The sequence below is a fragment of the Nguyenibacter vanlangensis genome (genome assembly GCF_013376155.1).
Taxonomy (GTDB): domain Bacteria; phylum Pseudomonadota; class Alphaproteobacteria; order Acetobacterales; family Acetobacteraceae; genus Gluconacetobacter; species Gluconacetobacter vanlangensis.
Genome location: NZ_JABXXP010000024.1, coordinates 1 through 17,184, shown reverse-complemented (window position 1 = coordinate 17,184; position 17,184 = coordinate 1). Strand labels below are relative to the sequence as shown.

Genomic DNA, 17,184 nt, shown 5'->3' with positions numbered 1-17,184 from the left:
CAGCCGGTCTCACGCCTGCACGAACTCCTCCCCTGGAACTGGAAAGCCTCAACACAGCCCCATCATACCAACGTCGCATGAACACGCCCGCGTCTCTCGCCGGATGCTTACGAGCGGAGGTAAGCGGGTCATGATTCTCTCGGCATGCTGTTTTGATGATTGGTCAGATATGCCACGAGCGCCTGACCGGCCTGAAGGATATGTAACCGGAGTATCCGTTCTGCCTCCTCCACGTCACGGCGGCTCAGGGCAATGATGATGGCCCGATGCTCTTCGTCCGAATGGTGCTGCCAATCCAGCCTCTGCCATGTGGCGAACAGGAAACGCGCGCTCATGCGTTGGAGCTGATCTATATTTTCCAGCAGGCGCGGCATCCCGCATGGCTGAAGAATGGTGCGGTGGAAGGCTTGGTTCGCCGCTTCCCACGTCATGATGTTTTCGCTGGCGTCATCCGCTTCAAGAGTGCGTGCCGCAGTCTCGATGGTCGTCGTCGTAATACGAGGTGCGGCATGACGTAGTGCAAGGGTCTCAAGTGCCGCGCGCATCTCGGTGATCTCGAATACGGAAGCGGGTTCGATGGCAGTGACCCTGACACCTTTTCGTGGTTCGCGGGTGACAAGTCCTTGCGCTTCGAGCCGTTGAAAGGCTTCCCGTACCGGCACGTGGCTGGACCGAAATTCTTCTGCGATATGATCCTGCCGCAAGGGCGTCCCCGGTTCGAGAGCGCCGGAGATAATGCGTCCGGCGAGTGCACGGGTGATCTGGCCTGCGATCGAACGATCGTCATCGGGGAGGGATTGCGTGATTGTCTGCCTCATGAAATCATAGATAATCTATTATACGAGGAAACGCCATGGTCCATATTCGCCCCGCGCAGTTGCGCGATATTGCCGGAATCGGCGTCGATCGGATGGGTGAGGTCGCGGACACATCTCAGCGCGACTACCTTCGGCTGGAAAACCTGGATGTTGATATTCCGCCGGATCCGGAAGCCGTGGCGCGCACGAGGCAAGCTGCTTCCCGAGACGCCGACAACAGCTATCTGCCGTTTGTCGGACAGAGTCGGTTGCGGGAAATCGCGGCGGCGCATGTTTCGGCATTGACCGGTCTGTCCTATGACGGGCGGCAGAACTGCGTTATCTCGGCCGGCGGCCTCTCCGGCATCCTGAACGTGCTGCTGGCGACAATCGATGTCGGCGACGAGGTTATCGTGACCGATCCGACCTATGCCGGATTGATCAACCGCATCCGTCTGGCTGGCGGTGTGCCGCGTTTCGTGCCGTTCATCTTTCATCCGGGTGACGTCTGGACGTTCGATCGCGAAGCTCTGGCGGCCGTCATCGGCCCAAAAACGAAGGCGATGCTGCTCATGTCGCCCTCCATGCCGAGCGGCGCCATGCTGGACAGCGACGACTGGCAGGCCGTAGGCGATCTGTGCGTTCGGCACGATCTGCTGTTGATCATCGACAGCGCCATGGAGCGGCTGACCTTCGACGGGCGTCCTGTGCAGCATCCAGTTGCTCTGCCGGGCATGGCAGAGCGGACGATTTTTGTCGGATCGTCCGCAAAGGAACTGCGCATGATTGGTTGGCGTGTAGGTTGGATCGTGGCCCCCGAGGCGTTTCTGCCGGATATCGTCGCGGTATCGCTGGCCAATGTCGTGGTGCCGGTTGGTATAGCGCAGGATGCCGTCGCTGTTGCGCTGGAGCGCTCTGCGGAGACGCTGCCACCCTACGTTGCTGAACTGCAAAGACGGCGTGACGTAATGCTGGATGAATTGGCGGGGCTGCCTGTAGGTGTTCCTGCCGGAGGGTGGTCGATGCTGCTACGGGTGTCCGATTTCGGCCTGGACGGTGCCGCTATGTCGGATCGCTTGCTGACGCATGGCGTGTGCGCAACCGGAATGCGGGGGTGGGGCATGCAGCATGGGGAACACTATATCCGTTTCGTATTTGCAAATGAGCCCGTCGAGCGTTTGGCAGGTCTCGGTAGCCGCGTCCGGATGGCGCTGGGTTTATAGCAGCGCCCGTCCAGCGGACCCAGCGCCACGTCCCGTGCGTGCGCCGGGCCGAGGCCTCGGTCGCCTGCAGCGCGGGGTCGGTGTGGATCACGCGAAAGGCTTGCCGTTCGGGTCGTGCCGGATCGTTCAGGATGGCCAGGCGTCGCGCCACCCGGTCGACGATGTCGTGCGGTCCGGTGGTCGGTGTGGGGGTGGCACGGGTCATATTGCTCTGTCGTCCTGGCGCGGCCGATCAGGCGATGAGGGGCAGTTCGCGCACCGTATAGCGATGGCGCAGGGTTATGCCAGTCTGCGGGTCGTACAGTTCGACGGTCCAGGCATCCGCGCGGAAAATGCCCGCGGCCGTGGGGACGGTGCCGCAGAACATCACGCTGCCGTCCTGGAACCGGCCGTTGTCTCGGGCGCGGCGGGTCTCGATCAGTTCCTCCGGCAGTAGAAGGGCAGACAGCACGCCTTCCTGATACAGGGATCGGGCGCCGTCGATTTCGCAGAAGGCACGAAGGACCAGGCTGTCCCAGCGGTCCCGGACATCGTCGAAATGCCAGAATTGCGTGCCCACGATCTTGGGGCATAATTGCTTCGACAGGGCGACGTTGTAGGCTTCACTGGCGCGGTCGGTATGGTCGGAGCCGACGCCCACCAGCAGGCCATCCGGCGACCAGACCAGGACGGGCTCGACCTCGCCGGACGTGTCTTTGCCGACGACCTCAATCGCCTCAGCCTGTGTGATGCGGTCGGCCGAGACCCGATAGAACAGCGGGGTGCTGGTCGGCGGAGCCACACCGATGGCGGCCAGTTCCTGGATGTGATGGTCGACGTCCTGCCGGTCGCGGCCGGCCCATCCGGCGATGACGACGTCTTGTACGGCAGGCAGGGATACGGAATAGGTCTTCATGGTCTTGTTCCGAACTGGATCGTTGTCCGATGGGATGAAGGAACGTTGAGGCAGACCGTCAGGGATCGGTGTCGTCGCCATCCGGCATCCTGGCCGCCAGCATTCCGGCGCCGCTGACCGCCAGCGCGGCGAGCGTGTACAGCGAGATGGCCAGGGTCGAGGACGTTTCCCTGAATAGGGTGGCCATGATCAGTGGCGCGAACGCGCCCCCGCCGGCCAGGCTGCCGAACGTGTATGCGATGGAGGCGCCGGTATAGCGGATGGCAGGTGGAAACTGCTGGGTGATGATCGCCCCCTGGACGGCGTACATCGCGGCGTGGACGCCCAGCCCCGCCGCCATGATCAGGACGATCAATGGGCCCTGCCGGGTGTCGGCCAAGGGAAAGAACGCAAATGCGACGGGAATTCCGCACAGCAGGCCGGCCGCGAAGATCGGGCGCGGTCCGATCCGGTCGCTGAGCCAGCCGTAAAGCATCGTCATGATCACGCCGCAGGCGGACCCGGCCAGCAGCGCCGTCAGGATGACGCGGCGCGACAACCCGTCGATCTGGTTGACATAGGTGATGCTGAAGACGACCAGCAGCGCATAGAGCACGTCCGGACCGACGCGCGAACTGGCGGCGGCCAGCAGCCCGCGCCTGTGCCGGCGCAACAGCAGGCCGACCGGCGACCGGATGACCGCGGCCCTGCGCTGCAGGTCCTGGAACATCGGCGTTTCGGCGATGGAGCGACGCAGGATGAGGCCAAAAATGATCAGCAGGCCGCTGAGAGCGAACGGAAAGCGCCATCCCCAGCCGACGAACTGGTCGTTGTCGAGCGTCGCCGTCATCAGGCCTATCACCGCAGACGACAGGATCGTGCCCACGCCCGGGCCCACCTGCGCCCAGGATGCGTTCAGGCCGCGTCGGCCCGCGGCGCCATGTTCCACGGTCAGCAGCACCGCGCCCGCCCATTCCGCGACCGCACACGTGATCGAGGATCAGGCGAGCCGTCATCGATAGCAAATCGTTCCCCGCCTGCTGGAGGGCATTCCAGGTCAGGTTCGGACAGGGTGGATCGGCTCTCTTGTCGCCGAACAGATCCGGCTGCGTCGATATGGTCCCCCACACGGGAGCGCTGTCGTCCGTCGTGTCGCATGGTCCTCTCTCCGAATTCCGGTCAGGAGGGAAGCCTGCGTCGGTTTCAGGGGATGCGACGACAAAAAGTCCGTCAGCAACGATCGCCGATCATAAAGCGTCCCCAGAGGCGGATGATGGGAATAAACTGCGCCGGTTGAAACCGTGACGGCAGGCTTGCAGACGGGGGCGATCTGGATGATTAAAATATACGCTAAATGATTAAAATATGTTCAAAAAATTTCCGACAAAAATGGAGTGGATCAGAATCCGGTCTTTTCTGACTGAATGGTCAAGTTATTTGTTGCGGAACGGATACCAACTCTGTCATCCTGATCGTGACGTACATGGTGGAGAGTTCTCGTCGTGGATCAGGCCCCTGACATCGCCGCAAGCCGCCTTTCGCCCGAGGAGCTTGCGCGCAATTTTGCCGATGCGCATCCGCCGCTGACCGATAACCAGGCGGTTATCGAGGCGGACCGGTGCTATTTCTGTTATGACGCACCTTGCATCGAGGCCTGCCCCACGGGCATCGACATTCCGGGGTTCATCAAGAAAATCGCATCGGGCAATCTCGCCGGTTCGGCGCGGACGATTCTGGAATCGAATATTCTGGGCGGATCCTGCGCCCGTGTCTGTCCCACCGAAATCCTGTGTGAGCACGCCTGCGTGCGGAATGCTCAAGAGGAAAAGCCGATCGCGATCGGCGCCCTGCAGCGCCACGCCACCGATTGGCAGATGACGCATCGGGGGCAGCCATTCTCGCGCGCGGCGGCGACCGGCAGGCATGTCGCCGTCGTGGGGGCGGGGCCGGCCGGCCTGGCGTGCGCGCATCGCCTGGCCATGCATGGGCATGACGTCACGGTCTTCGACGCCCGGCCGAAGGCTGGGGGGCTGAACGAATATGGCATCGCCGCCTACAAGCTCCCGGATGATTTCGCCCAGCGGGAAATCGATTTCGTGACCGCGATCGGCGGCATCACGATCGAAGCCGGCAAGGTCCTGGGGCGCGACTTCACCCTGGCCGCGCTGGAGGCGGCCTATGACGCGGTCTTCCTCGGGATCGGCCAGGCCGGCGTACGGGCGCTCGGCATTCCGGGCGAGCAACTGGACGGCGTGCTGAACGCCGTCGATTTCATCGAGGCGGTACGCCGGTCCTCCACCAGGGGCGACGTGCCTGTCGGGCGTCGCGTGGTCGTGATCGGTGGCGGCAATACGGCGGTGGATGCCGCCGTGCAGGCCAAGCGCCTGGGGGCGGAGGAGGTGACGCTGGTTTATCGGCGGGGCGCGGACACCATGTCGGCAACGCCTGTCGAGCAGGAATGGGCGCAGACGAACAACGTCGCCATCCGCTATTGGGCTGCGCCCGCCCGGATCGAAGGGACGAATGGCGCGGTCGGTTCGGTGACCTTTGCCCGCGGCCACCTGGTTGATGGCAAGCCCGACTATGCGCTGGGCGAATTCACGCTGGCGGCCGACATGGTGCTGAAGGCGGTCGGTCAGCTCTTCCTGCCCGATCCACTGGATGAGGATTGGATCGACGTCGCGAACGGTCGCATCATGGTCGATGCGCACGGGCGCACATCCCGTGACGGTGTCTATGCCGGCGGGGACTGCACGCCGGGCGAGGATCTGACGGTCGCGGCGGTCCGCGATGGCCGCAATGCGGCGGAAACCATTCATGCCGACCTGGTCGGCGCAGCAGGAGCCTGAACGATGGCCGATCTCCGCAGCAACCTGGCCGGTATTCGCTCGCCCAACCCGTTCTGGCTGGCCTCGGCTCCGCCCACCGACAAGGAGTACAACGTCCGCCGGGCCCTGGAGGCGGGATGGGGCGGCGTGGTGTGGAAGACGCTGGGCGAGGACCCGCCGGTGGTCAATGTCAGCAGCCGCTACGGCGCGTTCAACTATAATGGCGACCGCCTGGTCGGCCTGAATAATATCGAACTGATCACCGACCGCCCCCTGGCGGTGAATCTGGCCGAAATCAAATCGGTCAAACGCGACTATCCCGACCGTGCCATCGTCGTAAGCCTGATGGTGCCCTGTGTCGAGGAAAGCTGGAAGCGCATCCTGCCGCTGGTGGAAGAGACCGGCGCGGACGGCATCGAACTCAATTTCGGCTGTCCGCACGGCATGTCGGAACGCAACATGGGCTCGGCGGTGGGCCAGGTGCCCGAATATGTCGAGATGGTCACGCGCTGGGTCAAGCAGAACACCCGCATGCCGACCATCGTGAAACTGACCCCCAACATCACCAACATTTTGATGCCTGCGCGCGCGGCCCTGCAAGGCGGTGCGGATGCGGTGTCGCTGATCAATACGATCCAGTCCATTGTCGCGGTCGATCTCGACGCGATGGCGCCGATGCCGGTGGTGGGCGGGCTGGGCACCCATGGCGGGTATTGCGGGCCGGCCGTCAAGCCGATCGCGCTGCGCATGCTGGGCGAGATCGCCCGCACCCCGGAGACGTCCGTGCTGCCGATTTCGGGTATCGGCGGCATTTCGAACTGGCGTGACGCTGCGGAATTCCTGGTCATGGGGGCCAGCACGCTCCAGGTCTGCACCGCGGCCATGCATTACGGCTTTCGTATCGTCGAGGATATGATCGACGGCCTGTCCAACTGGATGGACGACAAGGGCTTTGCGACGATCGCCGACGTGACGGGGCGTGCCGTGCCGAATTTCGTCAACTGGAACCAGTTGAACCTGAAATTCAAGACGCTCGCCGAGATCGACCAGGATGCCTGCATCAAATGCGGCTTGTGCCACATCGCCTGCGAGGACACCTCCCACCAGGCGATCGCCAGGACCGGCGCCGGCGACGAGCGGCGCTATGAAGTGATCGACGCCGAGTGCGTAGGGTGCAATCTGTGCGCGCATGTTTGCCCGGTGGATCACTGCATCACAATGGTGCCCCAGCCGGTCGATGAGGTCTTGACCTGGCCCGATCATCCGAACAACCCCGCCCGCCTCGCCCCGGCGGAGGCCGGCTGAGGGGCGCGCGCTTCGTATAGGTGCCTGCCGGGAAGCAGGCATCGCCGATCCGATCGAGGATGGCCGGTCCACCGGACAGGGGTGTTGGCCGGTTTATCCTTCCGCCTTCGCAGCGCATCCATGGTGCCGGGGACGCGGGATCGCGCGGCCCCGCTGTGCTCTCCCGAGTGGACCCTCCAGCGAATCAAAAAAACTGATCGTTTGGTCAGAAAAATGTTGTGATATCAAAATGAGAGGCGATAAGATCATCTCGTTCTCGTGACGTAACGCAGGCCGCAATCCATAGAACGTTACGCATGGAGATTCTCTCGTTCCAGAAAACTCGTATGCAGTGAAGGGTGTGTATAAGATGCGTATCTCGGTTCTTGCACTTCTTTCAGGGACGGTGCTCGCGTCCTCGGCGATCGCCGGACAGGCAGCCTCTGCGCAGACCGTCTCGCCGCAGCACGACCCCGCGAAAGCCCGCGCCGCTCCCCATGGTGAAGAGATCCAGATTTCCGCGCACGTGACCCCTGGCGGCGTGACGCGGACGGCGGTCGGCGGCGGAATCATGCGTGTCGAGACGGCGCCCAAGACTGTGCAGACTCTGTCGCGCGATTACATCGCCAAGCAAAGCCCGACATCGAACCCGATCCAGTTGATGGCGATGCTGCCCGGCGCGAACGTGCAAAATGCCGATCCGTTCGGCTTCGGTGGCGGCACGGTCACGGTGCGCGGCATGACATCCGACCAGATCGGATGGCTGATGGAGGGCGTGCCGCTGAACGATATCGGCGGCGGCACGATGTACGCCAACGAAGTCATCGATGCCGAAAACCTGGAACAGATGTCCGTGCAGCCCGGGTCGGCCAATTTCGATACGCCGACCGTCGCCGCCTCGGGTGGCCTGGTCAGCATGAACATGCGCGACCCGGCTGCCGCGATCGGCGGCTATGTCGATGCCGCATTCGGCAATTACAATACATACAGACAATTTGCACGGTTCGACACGGGTGAGATCGGACAGAGCGGCGTGCGGGCCTTCGTCTCCTTTTCGCATGCGTTGGGAGACGATTGGCGCGGGCCCGGCGGCTATATCAAGCGCCACGTCGATTTCAAGCTCGTCAAGGATTTCGCTGGCGGCAGCCATACCGGACTGGTCGTGGCCTGGAACAACCAGATCAACCAGCTCGATAACGGCGTCAGCCTGGCGGGTTGGAACAATTGTGGATTCGGGTGCAATTACGACGGACGACTGGATCCGAACAATCCTGGAATGTATTACAAATTCCATCGGAATCCGTTCAACAACGTCGTCGTTTCTCTGCCGACGCATATCCGGCTCTCCCGGAATCTCAGCATCGATGACACGGCTTATCTGTGGGCCGGCAATGGCGGCGGCGGCAGCGCCGGCATGATCGGGGGCGCGGGCGGCCAGACCTATTTCGGCAACACCCCGGTGACCGTCGCCGGCGTCTCCTATGCCGGGCCGGCCCAGCTTGTCTATAATCCCTACACGATCACCGAAAACCGCGCCGGCAATAACCTGCGCGCCACGCTCAAGACCGGAATCAACGAACTGACGGGCGGCTGGTGGTATGAATGGTCCGATCAGGACAACCAGCATCCGGTCGAATATCAGCAAAATGGAGACCCGTTAAACGTCTGGGGCAATGATAACAGCTATCGCTACCTGATGAGCAATGGTCAGTATTACGACGCCTATCATTATCACGTCACGACCGAGATCAACATGCTCTATGTCGGAGACCGTCTGCATCTGCTGCGGGACCACCTGCTGCTGGAGGCCGGGTTCAAGGACGCGATGATGTCGCGGCTGGTCACGAATGAGCAGCCCGGTGCGCCATTCCACACCAGGGGCAATGTCAACGAACCACTGCCGCAGGTGGCGGCGAGCTATCGCTTCAATCAGCATCATCAGGTCTATGTCACGGGTGCGACGAATTTTCGTATGCCGAATGCGAATTCGCTGGTCACCCAATATGACACGTCGGGCAACCTGACGCAGAGCGCATCACTGCAGAAGCCGGAATATTCGATCGAGGAAGAGCTGGGATACCGTTATAACGGATCATGGCTGGTCGCGGACGTTGCGTTCTTCAACTATAATTTCACCAATCGCCAATATGGCTATACGGTCTACGACCAATTCGGCGGACAGCGGAGCGTCTCGGGCAACGCGGGCGGCCAGACCACGCGGGGCGTCGACATCCAGCTCGGCACCCGGCCGATCCTCTATCACCTGCGGCCATATTTGTCGTTCGAGTATCTGCATACGCGGGTAGACAATAATCTGATCCAGTCCAGCAACGCGGCAACCGGAATCACAACCTATTGGAACACGCGCGGCAATGTCGCGCCCGGCAGCCCTCACGCCATGGGGACGCTCGGTCTGGATTACGATGACGGACATCTCTTCGGCAACCTGAACCTGAAATATGTCGGTTCCCAGTACGGCGACTTCATGAACGCTGAAAAGATCCCGTCTTACATCGCCGATTCGATCACCGTCGGCTATCGCATGAACAATTTCGGCGTGCTCAAGGCGCCGCAGATTCAGCTTAACGTCTCCAACCTTGCGAATTCGCATTATCTCTCCGGCGTGAATGGCGCCGGTATCGATGGCGGCGCCTCGTACTATATCCAGGCTCCGTTCTCCATCGCGGGAAGCATTTCGGCCGGTTTCTGAATGTTTCCAAGCCCGGCCGCGCGTCGTGGCCGGGCCCGATGACCGGCGTATATTTCGTGGAAATGCGATCATGACGATTTCGGCATCGTGTCCGAGGATCGGCGTCACGCCGTCTACCTGCTGGTTCAGGACACGACGTCCGCCGCGCAATATCCCGCGCCGACCCGTCTGCCTGGTCTTGATCCGGGATGCGGCTATCGCCTCGGCGCGCCGGCCCCGAACGGCATGCCATCGGCCATGGACCTGCCCCTGACGGCGGCGCAGCGTGCCATCGCCGAAGGGAGGCTGCACATGGCGGGGGCATTGCTGATGAGTCAGATCGGCATCGTCATGCCGAATCTCTGGCCACAGAGCGCGGTGGTGCTGGAATGCCGCGCCCTTTGACGGGCTGGGCAACTCACCTGACGGAATTGGAATGCGCGCCTATCCGTACCAGGATGGCCAGCAGCGCGGCGACGGTTCCCAGAATGGTGACGGCGCCCCATCCTCCCATGTGCCAGGCCCAGGTGGCCACTGCCGAACCGATGGCGCCGCCGAGGAACATGCCGGTCATGAAGATCGTGTTCAGGCGGCTGCGCGCCTGCGGATGCAGGGCGAAAACGACATGCTGGTGCGAGACCAGGGCGCCCTGAACCCCCAGGTCGAGCATGATGACGCCGACGACAAGACCCGCCAGGCCGTTCCACAGGCCGAAGATCAGCCACGCCAGCACGGTCAGCAGGGCGCCGGCCGAAATGGCCCAGTGGGGGCCGTGGCGATCGGCGACGCGCCCGGCAAGCGGCGCGGCGAAGACGCCGACGGCCCCGACAATTCCGAACAGACCGGCGATATCGGGACCCATGTGAAAGGCGGGTTCCTGCAGGTGCAGGGCAAGAATGGTCCAGAATGCGGTAAAGGACGCGAAAAGTGCCGCTTGTGCGGCCGTGGCCCGCCGCAATACGGGTTCGTCCCGCCAGAGATGAAAGAGGGATTTCAGCGCAAACCCATACCCGATATCCGCCTGCGGATGCTTGCGGGGGAGGACGACGAGCATGAGGCCGGCCGCGACCAGGGCCATCGGCACCCCCAGCCAGAACATCTGGCGCCAGCCGAAATGCGCGGCGACAAACCCCGCCAATGTGCGGCTGAGCAATATGCCGGACAGCAACCCGCTCATGACCGTTCCGACGGTGCGGCCGCGCTGTTCGGGCGTCGCCAGCGACGCGGCGAAGGGGACGATCTGCTGGGCGACCGTGGCGGCCGCCCCCAGCAAGGCCGAAGCCACGACAAGCAGCCCCGCCGTGGGCGCCATGGCGGAAACGATCAGGACCGTGGCCAGGGCGATGAACTGCGCGACGATCAGGCGACGGCGATCCAGCAGATCGCCCAGCGGCACCAGCAATACAAGACCGAATGCGTATCCGAGCTGCGTGGCGGTGGGAATCAGCGCGGGCGCCCCGGAGGACGGGAAGGCGTTTTCGATGACGCCAAGCATCGGCTGGTTATAATAGATATTGGCGACCGCGATCCCCGCGGCGGCGGCCATCGCGAACGTGACGGCCCGTCCAAGCGGAACGGACAGGATCGACGGGGATAAGGTCTGTGCGTGGCTCATGGATGACGGCGTTCCCCGAGTGGCTTGATATTGGGTGGCTTGATCTATGCATGGCCGTATGCATGGCCGAAGGACGTCTCGGCCATGGCTGACCATCGCCGCGGCGTTGCCTGCGCGGCGATGGTCTTGGCCCTTCAGGCAGGGTCCTTCAGATGGCCGGTCAGGCGGCGTCGACCAGGACGATTTCGGCGTCCTCCAGGGCGGTGACGCGCAGGGTGTCGGTTTTTGAGATTGCGGCGCCGTCGCGGGCATTGACCCGCACGCCGTCGATCTCGACCGCGCCCGTGGCGGGCACCAGATAGGCGAAGCGCTCGGTGCCCAGGACATACTCGGCGGTCTGGCCGGCCTTCAGCGTCGCGCCCAGAACGCGGGCATCGGTGCGGATCGGCAGCGCGTCGGCATCGCTGTCATAGCCCGAGGCCAGGGTGACGAAATGACCGGCCCGATTCTCCCTGGGGAACGGACGGGCCCCCCAGCTTGGCGCCTTGCCGTGCCCGGTGGGGATGATCCAGATCTGGAAGATCTGGGTCTCGCCCGGCTCCAGGTTGTATTCGCTGTGCGTGATGCCGGTGCCGGCGGACATCACCTGCACGTCGCCGGCCTCGGTACGGCCCTTGTTGCCCAGATTGTCCTGGTGGGTGATCGCGCCCTTGCGGACATAGGTGATGATTTCCATGTCGCGGTGCGGATGGGCGGGAAAGCCCGTGCCCGGCGCGATGGTGTCGTCGTTCCAGACCCGCAGATTGCCCCAATGCACGCGCTCGGGATCGCGATATTCCGCGAAGGAGAAATGATGTTTCGCCTTCAGCCAGCCATGATCGGCTCCGCCCAGGCTGTCGAATGATCTGACGTCTATCATGTGATGCCTCCCGGCCGTATTGGCCTGCTACACGAAAAGAGATAGATCGCGGCGATCATCGTTTAAATGGAAATGACGGAAATGCATTGATTCCAAAAGATGCATGATCGAATGCCATGGATTTCCGGCCCCAGAAACGCCAAGCGCCGCGCGACCCATGGGTCGCGCGGCGCAAGCCCGATGACTGGCGATTGCCTTATCCGCGGATGAAGGTCAGCAGGTCCTGGTTGACCAGGTCCTTATGCGTCGTGCAGGTCGCGTGTGGCGCGCCGGGATAGATCTTGAACTGCGCGCCCGGTACGATCCTGGCCGCCAGCGCGGCGGTGGGGGCAAGCGGCACCGTCTGATCGTCGTCGCCATGGATGATCAGGGTCGGCACGCGGATATCGGCCATTTCCTTCCGGAAATCGGTTTCCGAGAACGCGGTGACGCAGTCGATGGTACCCTTGATCGAGGCCTGCAGCGCGATCTGCAGCGTCTGGGTCAGCACGCCTTTGGATACGGTGCTGTCCGGTCGGTTGGTGCCGTAGAAGATCGTGTTGAAGTCATCCAGGAATTGCGCGCGGTCGTTGGTGATTCCGGCACGGATGGCGTCGAATATTTCCGCCGGCACGCCGTCGGGATGGTCGTCGGTCCTGATGAAGAAGGGCGTGACCGCACTGATCAGGACCAGCTTGGAAACCCGGCTGTCGCCGTGGCGGGTGATATAGCGCACGATATCCCCGCCCCCCATCGAGAAGCCCACCAGGACGATGTCCCGCAGGTCCAGATGGTCGATCAGTTGGGCGATATCGTCGGCAAAGGTGTCGTAATCATAACCGGTCCAGGGCTGGCTCGACCGGCCGAAGCCCCGCCGGTCGAAGGCGATGGCGCGATAGCCGTTCTGGGCCAGATGCAGCATCTGATGGTCCCACATGTCGGCGCTGAGCGGCCAGCCATGGCTGAACAGGACCGGCTGTCCCGTGCCCCAGTCCTTGTAATAGATTTCCGTGCCGTCACGTGTTGTCAGGATGGTCATGGCGGGTCTTTCTCGCATTCTGGAGGGAAGGGGGAAATCAGTCTGCAAGCTTGGCGGCAAGCTGTGCGACGCGCTGGCCGAGGAAATGCGCGCCATCGCGTTCGTTGGCACTGACCGCGCGGGAACCATCGCCGGCGGCGATGGTGGTCGCGCCATAGGGCGCACCGCCGGTGATCTCGTCCAGGCGCATCTGGCCCTGGAAATTATAAGGCAGTCCGCTGATGACCATCCCATGATGCAGCAGATTGGTGATGATCGAGAACAGGGTGGTTTCCTGCCCCCCATGCTGTGTCGCCGTCGAGGTGAACGCCGCGCCGACCTTGCCGATCAGCGCGCCCTTGAACCACAAGCTGCCGGTCTGGTCCCAGAAGGCAGCCATCTGCGACGCCATGCGCCCGAAGCGGGTCGGCGCACCGACGATGATGGCGTCATAGGCTTCGAGATCGGCGGGAGTCGCGACCGGCGCGGCCTGGTCCAGCTTGAAATGGTTCGCGCGGGCGATGTCCTCCGGCACGGTCTCGGGCACGCGCTTGATATCGGCTTGCGCTCCCGCCGCCCGGGCGCCTGCGGCAACTGCCTCGGCCATCGTCTCCATATGGCCATATGTCGAATAGTAAAGAACAAGAACCTTGGTCATTTCTCTTCTCCTGACGGAACGGCGCCGGACGATGGCGATTGGCGTCTAAGGACGTGTTATCCCAGGTTCCGGGGTGCAAAAACAAAAATGAAAGAAAGTATTTGTTTCCGTTTTTTATCCGAAGCGCGGAAAGGCGGCAGCCCGCATGCGTCGCCGCATGGCCGACGGAAGGCGCCTTGTACCGATCCCCACCCGTATCGCCGGATATTCAGCCGAGCGCTGCGCGGTTTGGCGGGCTGTCCAGATCCAGCACCGGTCCCGCCGGGACCACGCCGTGAGGATTTATCGATCGGTGGCTCTGGTAATAATGGTTCTTGATGTGCGTGAAATTCACCGTGCCGGCGACCCCGGGGGTCTGGTACATGTCGCGCAGATACGCCGAAAGATGCGGATAATCCGCGATCCGGCGCAGATTGGTCTTGAAATGGCCGACATAGACGGCATCGAAGCGGATGAGCGTGGTGAACAGGCGGATATCGGCCTCGGTCATGGTCGGCCCGACCAGCCAGCGCCGCCGCGACAATCGTGCCTCCAGCCAGTCCAGCGTGTCGAACAGCGGCAGGATCGCGTCGTCATAGGCTGACTGGGTGGTTGCGAAACCGCTTTTGTATACGCCGTTATTGACCGTGTCATAGATGCGGGCATTGATCCGATCGATCTCGGGACGCAGCGCCTGCGGATAGAAATCGCCAGGTGCCGCGCCGATCCCGTCGAAGGCGCTGTTGAACATCCGGATGATCTCGGACGATTCATTGCTGACGATCGTCCCGCGTGCCTTGTCCCACAGGACGGGCACCGTGACGCGTCCGCTATAGCGGGGCGCGGCGGCGGTATAGATCTGGTGAAGAAAGGCCGCGCCGAAAAGCGGATCGGGCACCACGCCCGGCGCCGCGGCGAAGGTCCAGCCGTGCTCCAGCATCAGCCAATGGACGACCGACACGGAAATCATCCCTTCCAGCCCCTTGAAGGCGCGCATGATCAGCGTGCGGTGCGCCCAGGGACAGGCAAGGGAGACATAGAGATGGTAGCGTCCGGCCTCGGCCACGAAGCCCCCGCCGCCCGACGGGCCGGGACGCCCATCTGCGGTGATCCAGTTGCGAAAGGCGGCGTCTGTGCGGACGAATCGACCGCCGGTCGACGACGTGTCATACCAGACGTCACGCCATTGTCCTTCAACGAGCATGCCCATGGATGATCTCCGGCACTCGGGTGTCGGGAGAAAGCTAGGCTTGGCCGGCCACGGTATCAATCGCGTCTGAACAGATGCCGTGTTCAGGAAAAACGGAAGACCGTAAGGCTCGCGTTGGCCGTATCATTTTGAAATAATAATATTCAAGAATGATCCGTGCCCAAGGTAGCAGGAATATGATATATAATTTTGAATAAGAAATGAATTAGGCTGGATTTGTAGACCCGGACCGATTGTGGGCCGGAATTCTTGTGGAAAGGAATATTGCGCCTGTTGCCAGTATGGCGCTGTCACAAAATCTTAAATTTGGAAAGCTCTGGAGCACCGCTTGCGGCGGCGGAGCCGGCATCGGCCGGCGGGCCGGGGCGGAATGAGGGGGACCAGGAAAAGTTTTCCCTGTTTTTCCAGGGCGACCATATGGACAGCCTTAAAGCTTCGCGCTAGGTTGTTAATGATTGCTTAACACGCACATTGCGGGGCGTGCGTTCCCGATGTCCTTTGAATCAAGGGCTTTTGTGTTTATATAAACAAGGAAAGTGTCAAGTAATGATGCAGTATCTGCAGACGCTGCTGAGTCTGAAGCGTGATCGACGTGGCGTGACCATGCTTGAATATGGCCTGATCGCCGCGCTTGTGGCGGTGGTCGCGATCGGCGCGCTGACAACATTGGGTACCAATCTGAGCGGCGTCTTTTCTGCCATCAGCAATAAAGTCACAAGCTGATATTGTTCTCTGCGGTGGAACAGAACCGTATTCAGACGCGATTTTATGTTGTGTGACATGGAGGCATGTCTGGCGCAGGGGGTGGGTGCGGGCTTCGCTCTCCTCCTGCTGTGGGCCGCTCTTCGTGATATTGCGGTGCGGTTGATTCCTGATTGGCTTGTATCGCTTGTCGCGCTGTCAAGTATTTCCCTTGCGATCATCCGGCATCATGTGCTGGCGGGGTTGATATCGGGGGGAATCCTGTTTTGCCTGGGCTTCGCCTGCTGGTCGCGCGGCTGGATGGGCGGTGCGGACGTCAAGCTGCTCGGGGCGGTCGGTCTGGCGATTCAGCCTCGGCAGATCCCGGACCTGGTTCTTGCCGTGACTTTGGCGGGCGGCGTTCTGGCTGTCCTTTATCTCATGGCCCGGACCTTTGTCGCCGAACGGAGCGGCGGCGCGATACCGCGGGGGCGAATCGCGCGGGTGTTGCGAATCGAGCGTTGGCGGCTCCATCGCGGATGTCCGCTTCCCTATGTGTGCGCCATCGCAGTCGGAAGCGTTATCGTTCTCCTGTAGGGCGTGACTGATCATGTTTCGGCTGATTTTCTTCATTCTGATGGCTGTCGGCCTGGGTGGATTCGGGACCGTTGCATGGATCGCCACCCGGCCACCGGCGACCGCCCGGCCGGCGGCGCCCCCGACCCTGCAGGTCCTGGCGGCCGCGCGCCCTCTGGATGCGGGGAATTTGCTGAAGCCCGAGGATATCATTGCGATTCGGGTGCCGCAGGGCAAGGAGGGCGCCGACGTGACGCAGGACAGTGCCGAGGGGCGTGAGGCGCTGGCGGGTGCGATGCTGCTGCACGGCGTCGGGGCCCAGGCAATCCTTCGTTCGACCGATCTGCTGCGGCCGGGCGATCGCGGCTTTCTCGCTGCGGCGCTGCAGCCGGGCATGCGCGCGGTCACGGTCGGCGTGGACGCGATTACCGGGACAGCGGGCCTGATCTGGCCTGGCGATCATGTCGATCTGATCCTGACGCAGGCATTTGCCGGCTCGTTGCCGGCCGAACATCGCGTGGCCGCAGAAACCGTGCTGTCGAATGTCCGCGTGATCGCGATCGATCGCCGGCTGGTGCAGGGCGCGTCGGCCAGCAATGAGCCGCAGGCCCGCACCGTGACACTCGAAGTCACGCCTGACGATGCCGAGCGTGTGTCGGTGGCGGTCCATCTGGGGCGCCTGTCGCTTTCGGTTCGCTCCGCCCAGGTCGGGCCCGTGCCCCAGCCGGCTCCGCCGGCGGCGTGGGCTGGCGACGTTTCCGCCATATTGCATGACGACCACGCATCCGATCCGGCGGACGGTCGCTCCCTGACCCTTTACCAGGGGGGAGCGGACGGAAAGGAGTTCCACTACTGATGTCCGGGAAATCCCGCCTGGCCGGCGCCCTGGTGCGGATTGCGGTCGCGACCTGCCT

Annotated in this window: 16 protein-coding genes; 8 read left to right on the top strand and 8 right to left on the bottom strand. The window is 62.6% G+C overall.

What is annotated here, in order from left to right:
* Positions 1-128 precede the first annotated feature (128 nt).
* Entirely contained in the window at positions 129-818 is a 690-nt protein-coding gene (locus HUK84_RS03570; protein WP_176639018.1) for a GntR family transcriptional regulator, read from the bottom strand.
* 35 nt (positions 819-853) lie between these two features.
* Between HUK84_RS03570 and HUK84_RS03565 the strand changes: the two genes are divergently transcribed.
* Positions 854-2,020, top strand: a complete 1,167-nt coding sequence (locus HUK84_RS03565; protein ID WP_176639017.1) for a pyridoxal phosphate-dependent aminotransferase — start codon at positions 854-856, stop codon at positions 2,018-2,020.
* A 232-nt stretch (positions 2,021-2,252) separates the two neighbouring features.
* Here HUK84_RS03565 and HUK84_RS03560 read toward each other — a convergent pair whose 3' ends face one another.
* Together HUK84_RS03560 and HUK84_RS03555 are read right to left on the bottom strand one after the other, a co-directional pair.
* Complete coding sequence (locus HUK84_RS03560; protein ID WP_176639016.1) at positions 2,253-2,915, bottom strand: DUF2848 domain-containing protein; 663 nt, start codon at positions 2,913-2,915, stop codon at positions 2,253-2,255.
* Positions 2,916-2,973: 58 nt separating this feature from the next.
* Entirely contained in the window at positions 2,974-3,855 is an 882-nt protein-coding gene (locus HUK84_RS03555; protein WP_176639015.1) for an MFS transporter, read from the bottom strand.
* A 541-nt stretch (positions 3,856-4,396) separates the two neighbouring features.
* On the opposite strand from HUK84_RS03555, the gene HUK84_RS03550 reads away from it, so the two are divergent.
* From HUK84_RS03550 to HUK84_RS03535, 4 genes are all read left to right on the top strand, one after another.
* On the top strand, positions 4,397-5,743 hold the full coding sequence (locus tag HUK84_RS03550) for an NAD(P)-dependent oxidoreductase (protein WP_176639014.1): 1,347 nt from the start codon (positions 4,397-4,399) through the stop codon (positions 5,741-5,743).
* 3 nt (positions 5,744-5,746) lie between these two features.
* Positions 5,747-7,027 carry an NAD-dependent dihydropyrimidine dehydrogenase subunit PreA gene (gene preA, locus HUK84_RS03545; RefSeq protein WP_176639013.1) on the top strand — a complete coding sequence of 427 codons (1,281 nt, stop codon included), beginning with the start codon at positions 5,747-5,749 and terminating at the stop codon, positions 7,025-7,027.
* Between the two features lie 349 nt (positions 7,028-7,376).
* The gene (locus HUK84_RS03540) at positions 7,377-9,716 is read left to right on the top strand and encodes a TonB-dependent receptor (protein WP_176639012.1); all 2,340 of its coding nucleotides are present in this window, start codon (positions 7,377-7,379) and stop codon (positions 9,714-9,716) included.
* An 87-nt stretch (positions 9,717-9,803) separates the two neighbouring features.
* Positions 9,804-10,100, top strand: a complete 297-nt coding sequence (locus tag HUK84_RS03535) for a GH36 C-terminal domain-containing protein (RefSeq protein ID WP_176639011.1) — start codon at positions 9,804-9,806, stop codon at positions 10,098-10,100.
* A 13-nt stretch (positions 10,101-10,113) separates the two neighbouring features.
* Here HUK84_RS03535 and HUK84_RS03530 read toward each other — a convergent pair whose 3' ends face one another.
* From HUK84_RS03530 to HUK84_RS03510, 5 genes are all read right to left on the bottom strand, one after another.
* On the bottom strand, positions 10,114-11,310 hold the full coding sequence (locus HUK84_RS03530; RefSeq protein WP_176639010.1) for an MFS transporter: 1,197 nt from the start codon (positions 11,308-11,310) through the stop codon (positions 10,114-10,116).
* Positions 11,311-11,470: 160 nt separating this feature from the next.
* Positions 11,471-12,169 carry a pirin family protein gene (locus HUK84_RS03525; RefSeq protein WP_176639009.1) on the bottom strand — a complete coding sequence of 233 codons (699 nt, stop codon included), beginning with the start codon at positions 12,167-12,169 and terminating at the stop codon, positions 11,471-11,473.
* 196 nt (positions 12,170-12,365) lie between these two features.
* Positions 12,366-13,187 (bottom strand): alpha/beta fold hydrolase, encoded by an 822-nt coding sequence (locus tag HUK84_RS03520; RefSeq protein WP_176639008.1) that lies wholly within the window; start codon positions 13,185-13,187, stop codon positions 12,366-12,368.
* Positions 13,188-13,224: 37 nt separating this feature from the next.
* Positions 13,225-13,824: an NAD(P)H:quinone oxidoreductase gene (gene wrbA / locus HUK84_RS03515; RefSeq protein WP_176639007.1), complete on the bottom strand. Its 600-nt coding sequence runs from the start codon at positions 13,822-13,824 to the stop codon at positions 13,225-13,227.
* A gap of 208 nt (positions 13,825-14,032) precedes the next feature.
* A complete protein-coding gene (locus HUK84_RS03510) occupies positions 14,033-15,013 on the bottom strand; it encodes a glutathione S-transferase family protein (RefSeq protein ID WP_176639006.1) in 981 nt (326 codons plus the stop codon).
* A gap of 546 nt (positions 15,014-15,559) precedes the next feature.
* Here HUK84_RS03510 and HUK84_RS03505 point away from each other — a divergent pair.
* From HUK84_RS03505 to cpaB, 3 genes are read left to right on the top strand one after another with little or no spacing between them, the layout of a single operon-like run.
* Positions 15,560-15,736, top strand: coding sequence for a Flp family type IVb pilin (locus HUK84_RS03505; protein ID WP_218064189.1), 177 nt, complete (start codon positions 15,560-15,562; stop codon positions 15,734-15,736).
* Positions 15,737-15,793: 57 nt separating this feature from the next.
* Entirely contained in the window at positions 15,794-16,291 is a 498-nt protein-coding gene (locus tag HUK84_RS03500; protein ID WP_176639005.1) for an A24 family peptidase, read from the top strand.
* 13 nt (positions 16,292-16,304) lie between these two features.
* The gene (gene cpaB / locus HUK84_RS03495) at positions 16,305-17,126 is read left to right on the top strand and encodes a Flp pilus assembly protein CpaB (RefSeq protein WP_176639004.1); all 822 of its coding nucleotides are present in this window, start codon (positions 16,305-16,307) and stop codon (positions 17,124-17,126) included.
* Positions 17,127-17,184 lie beyond the last annotated feature (58 nt).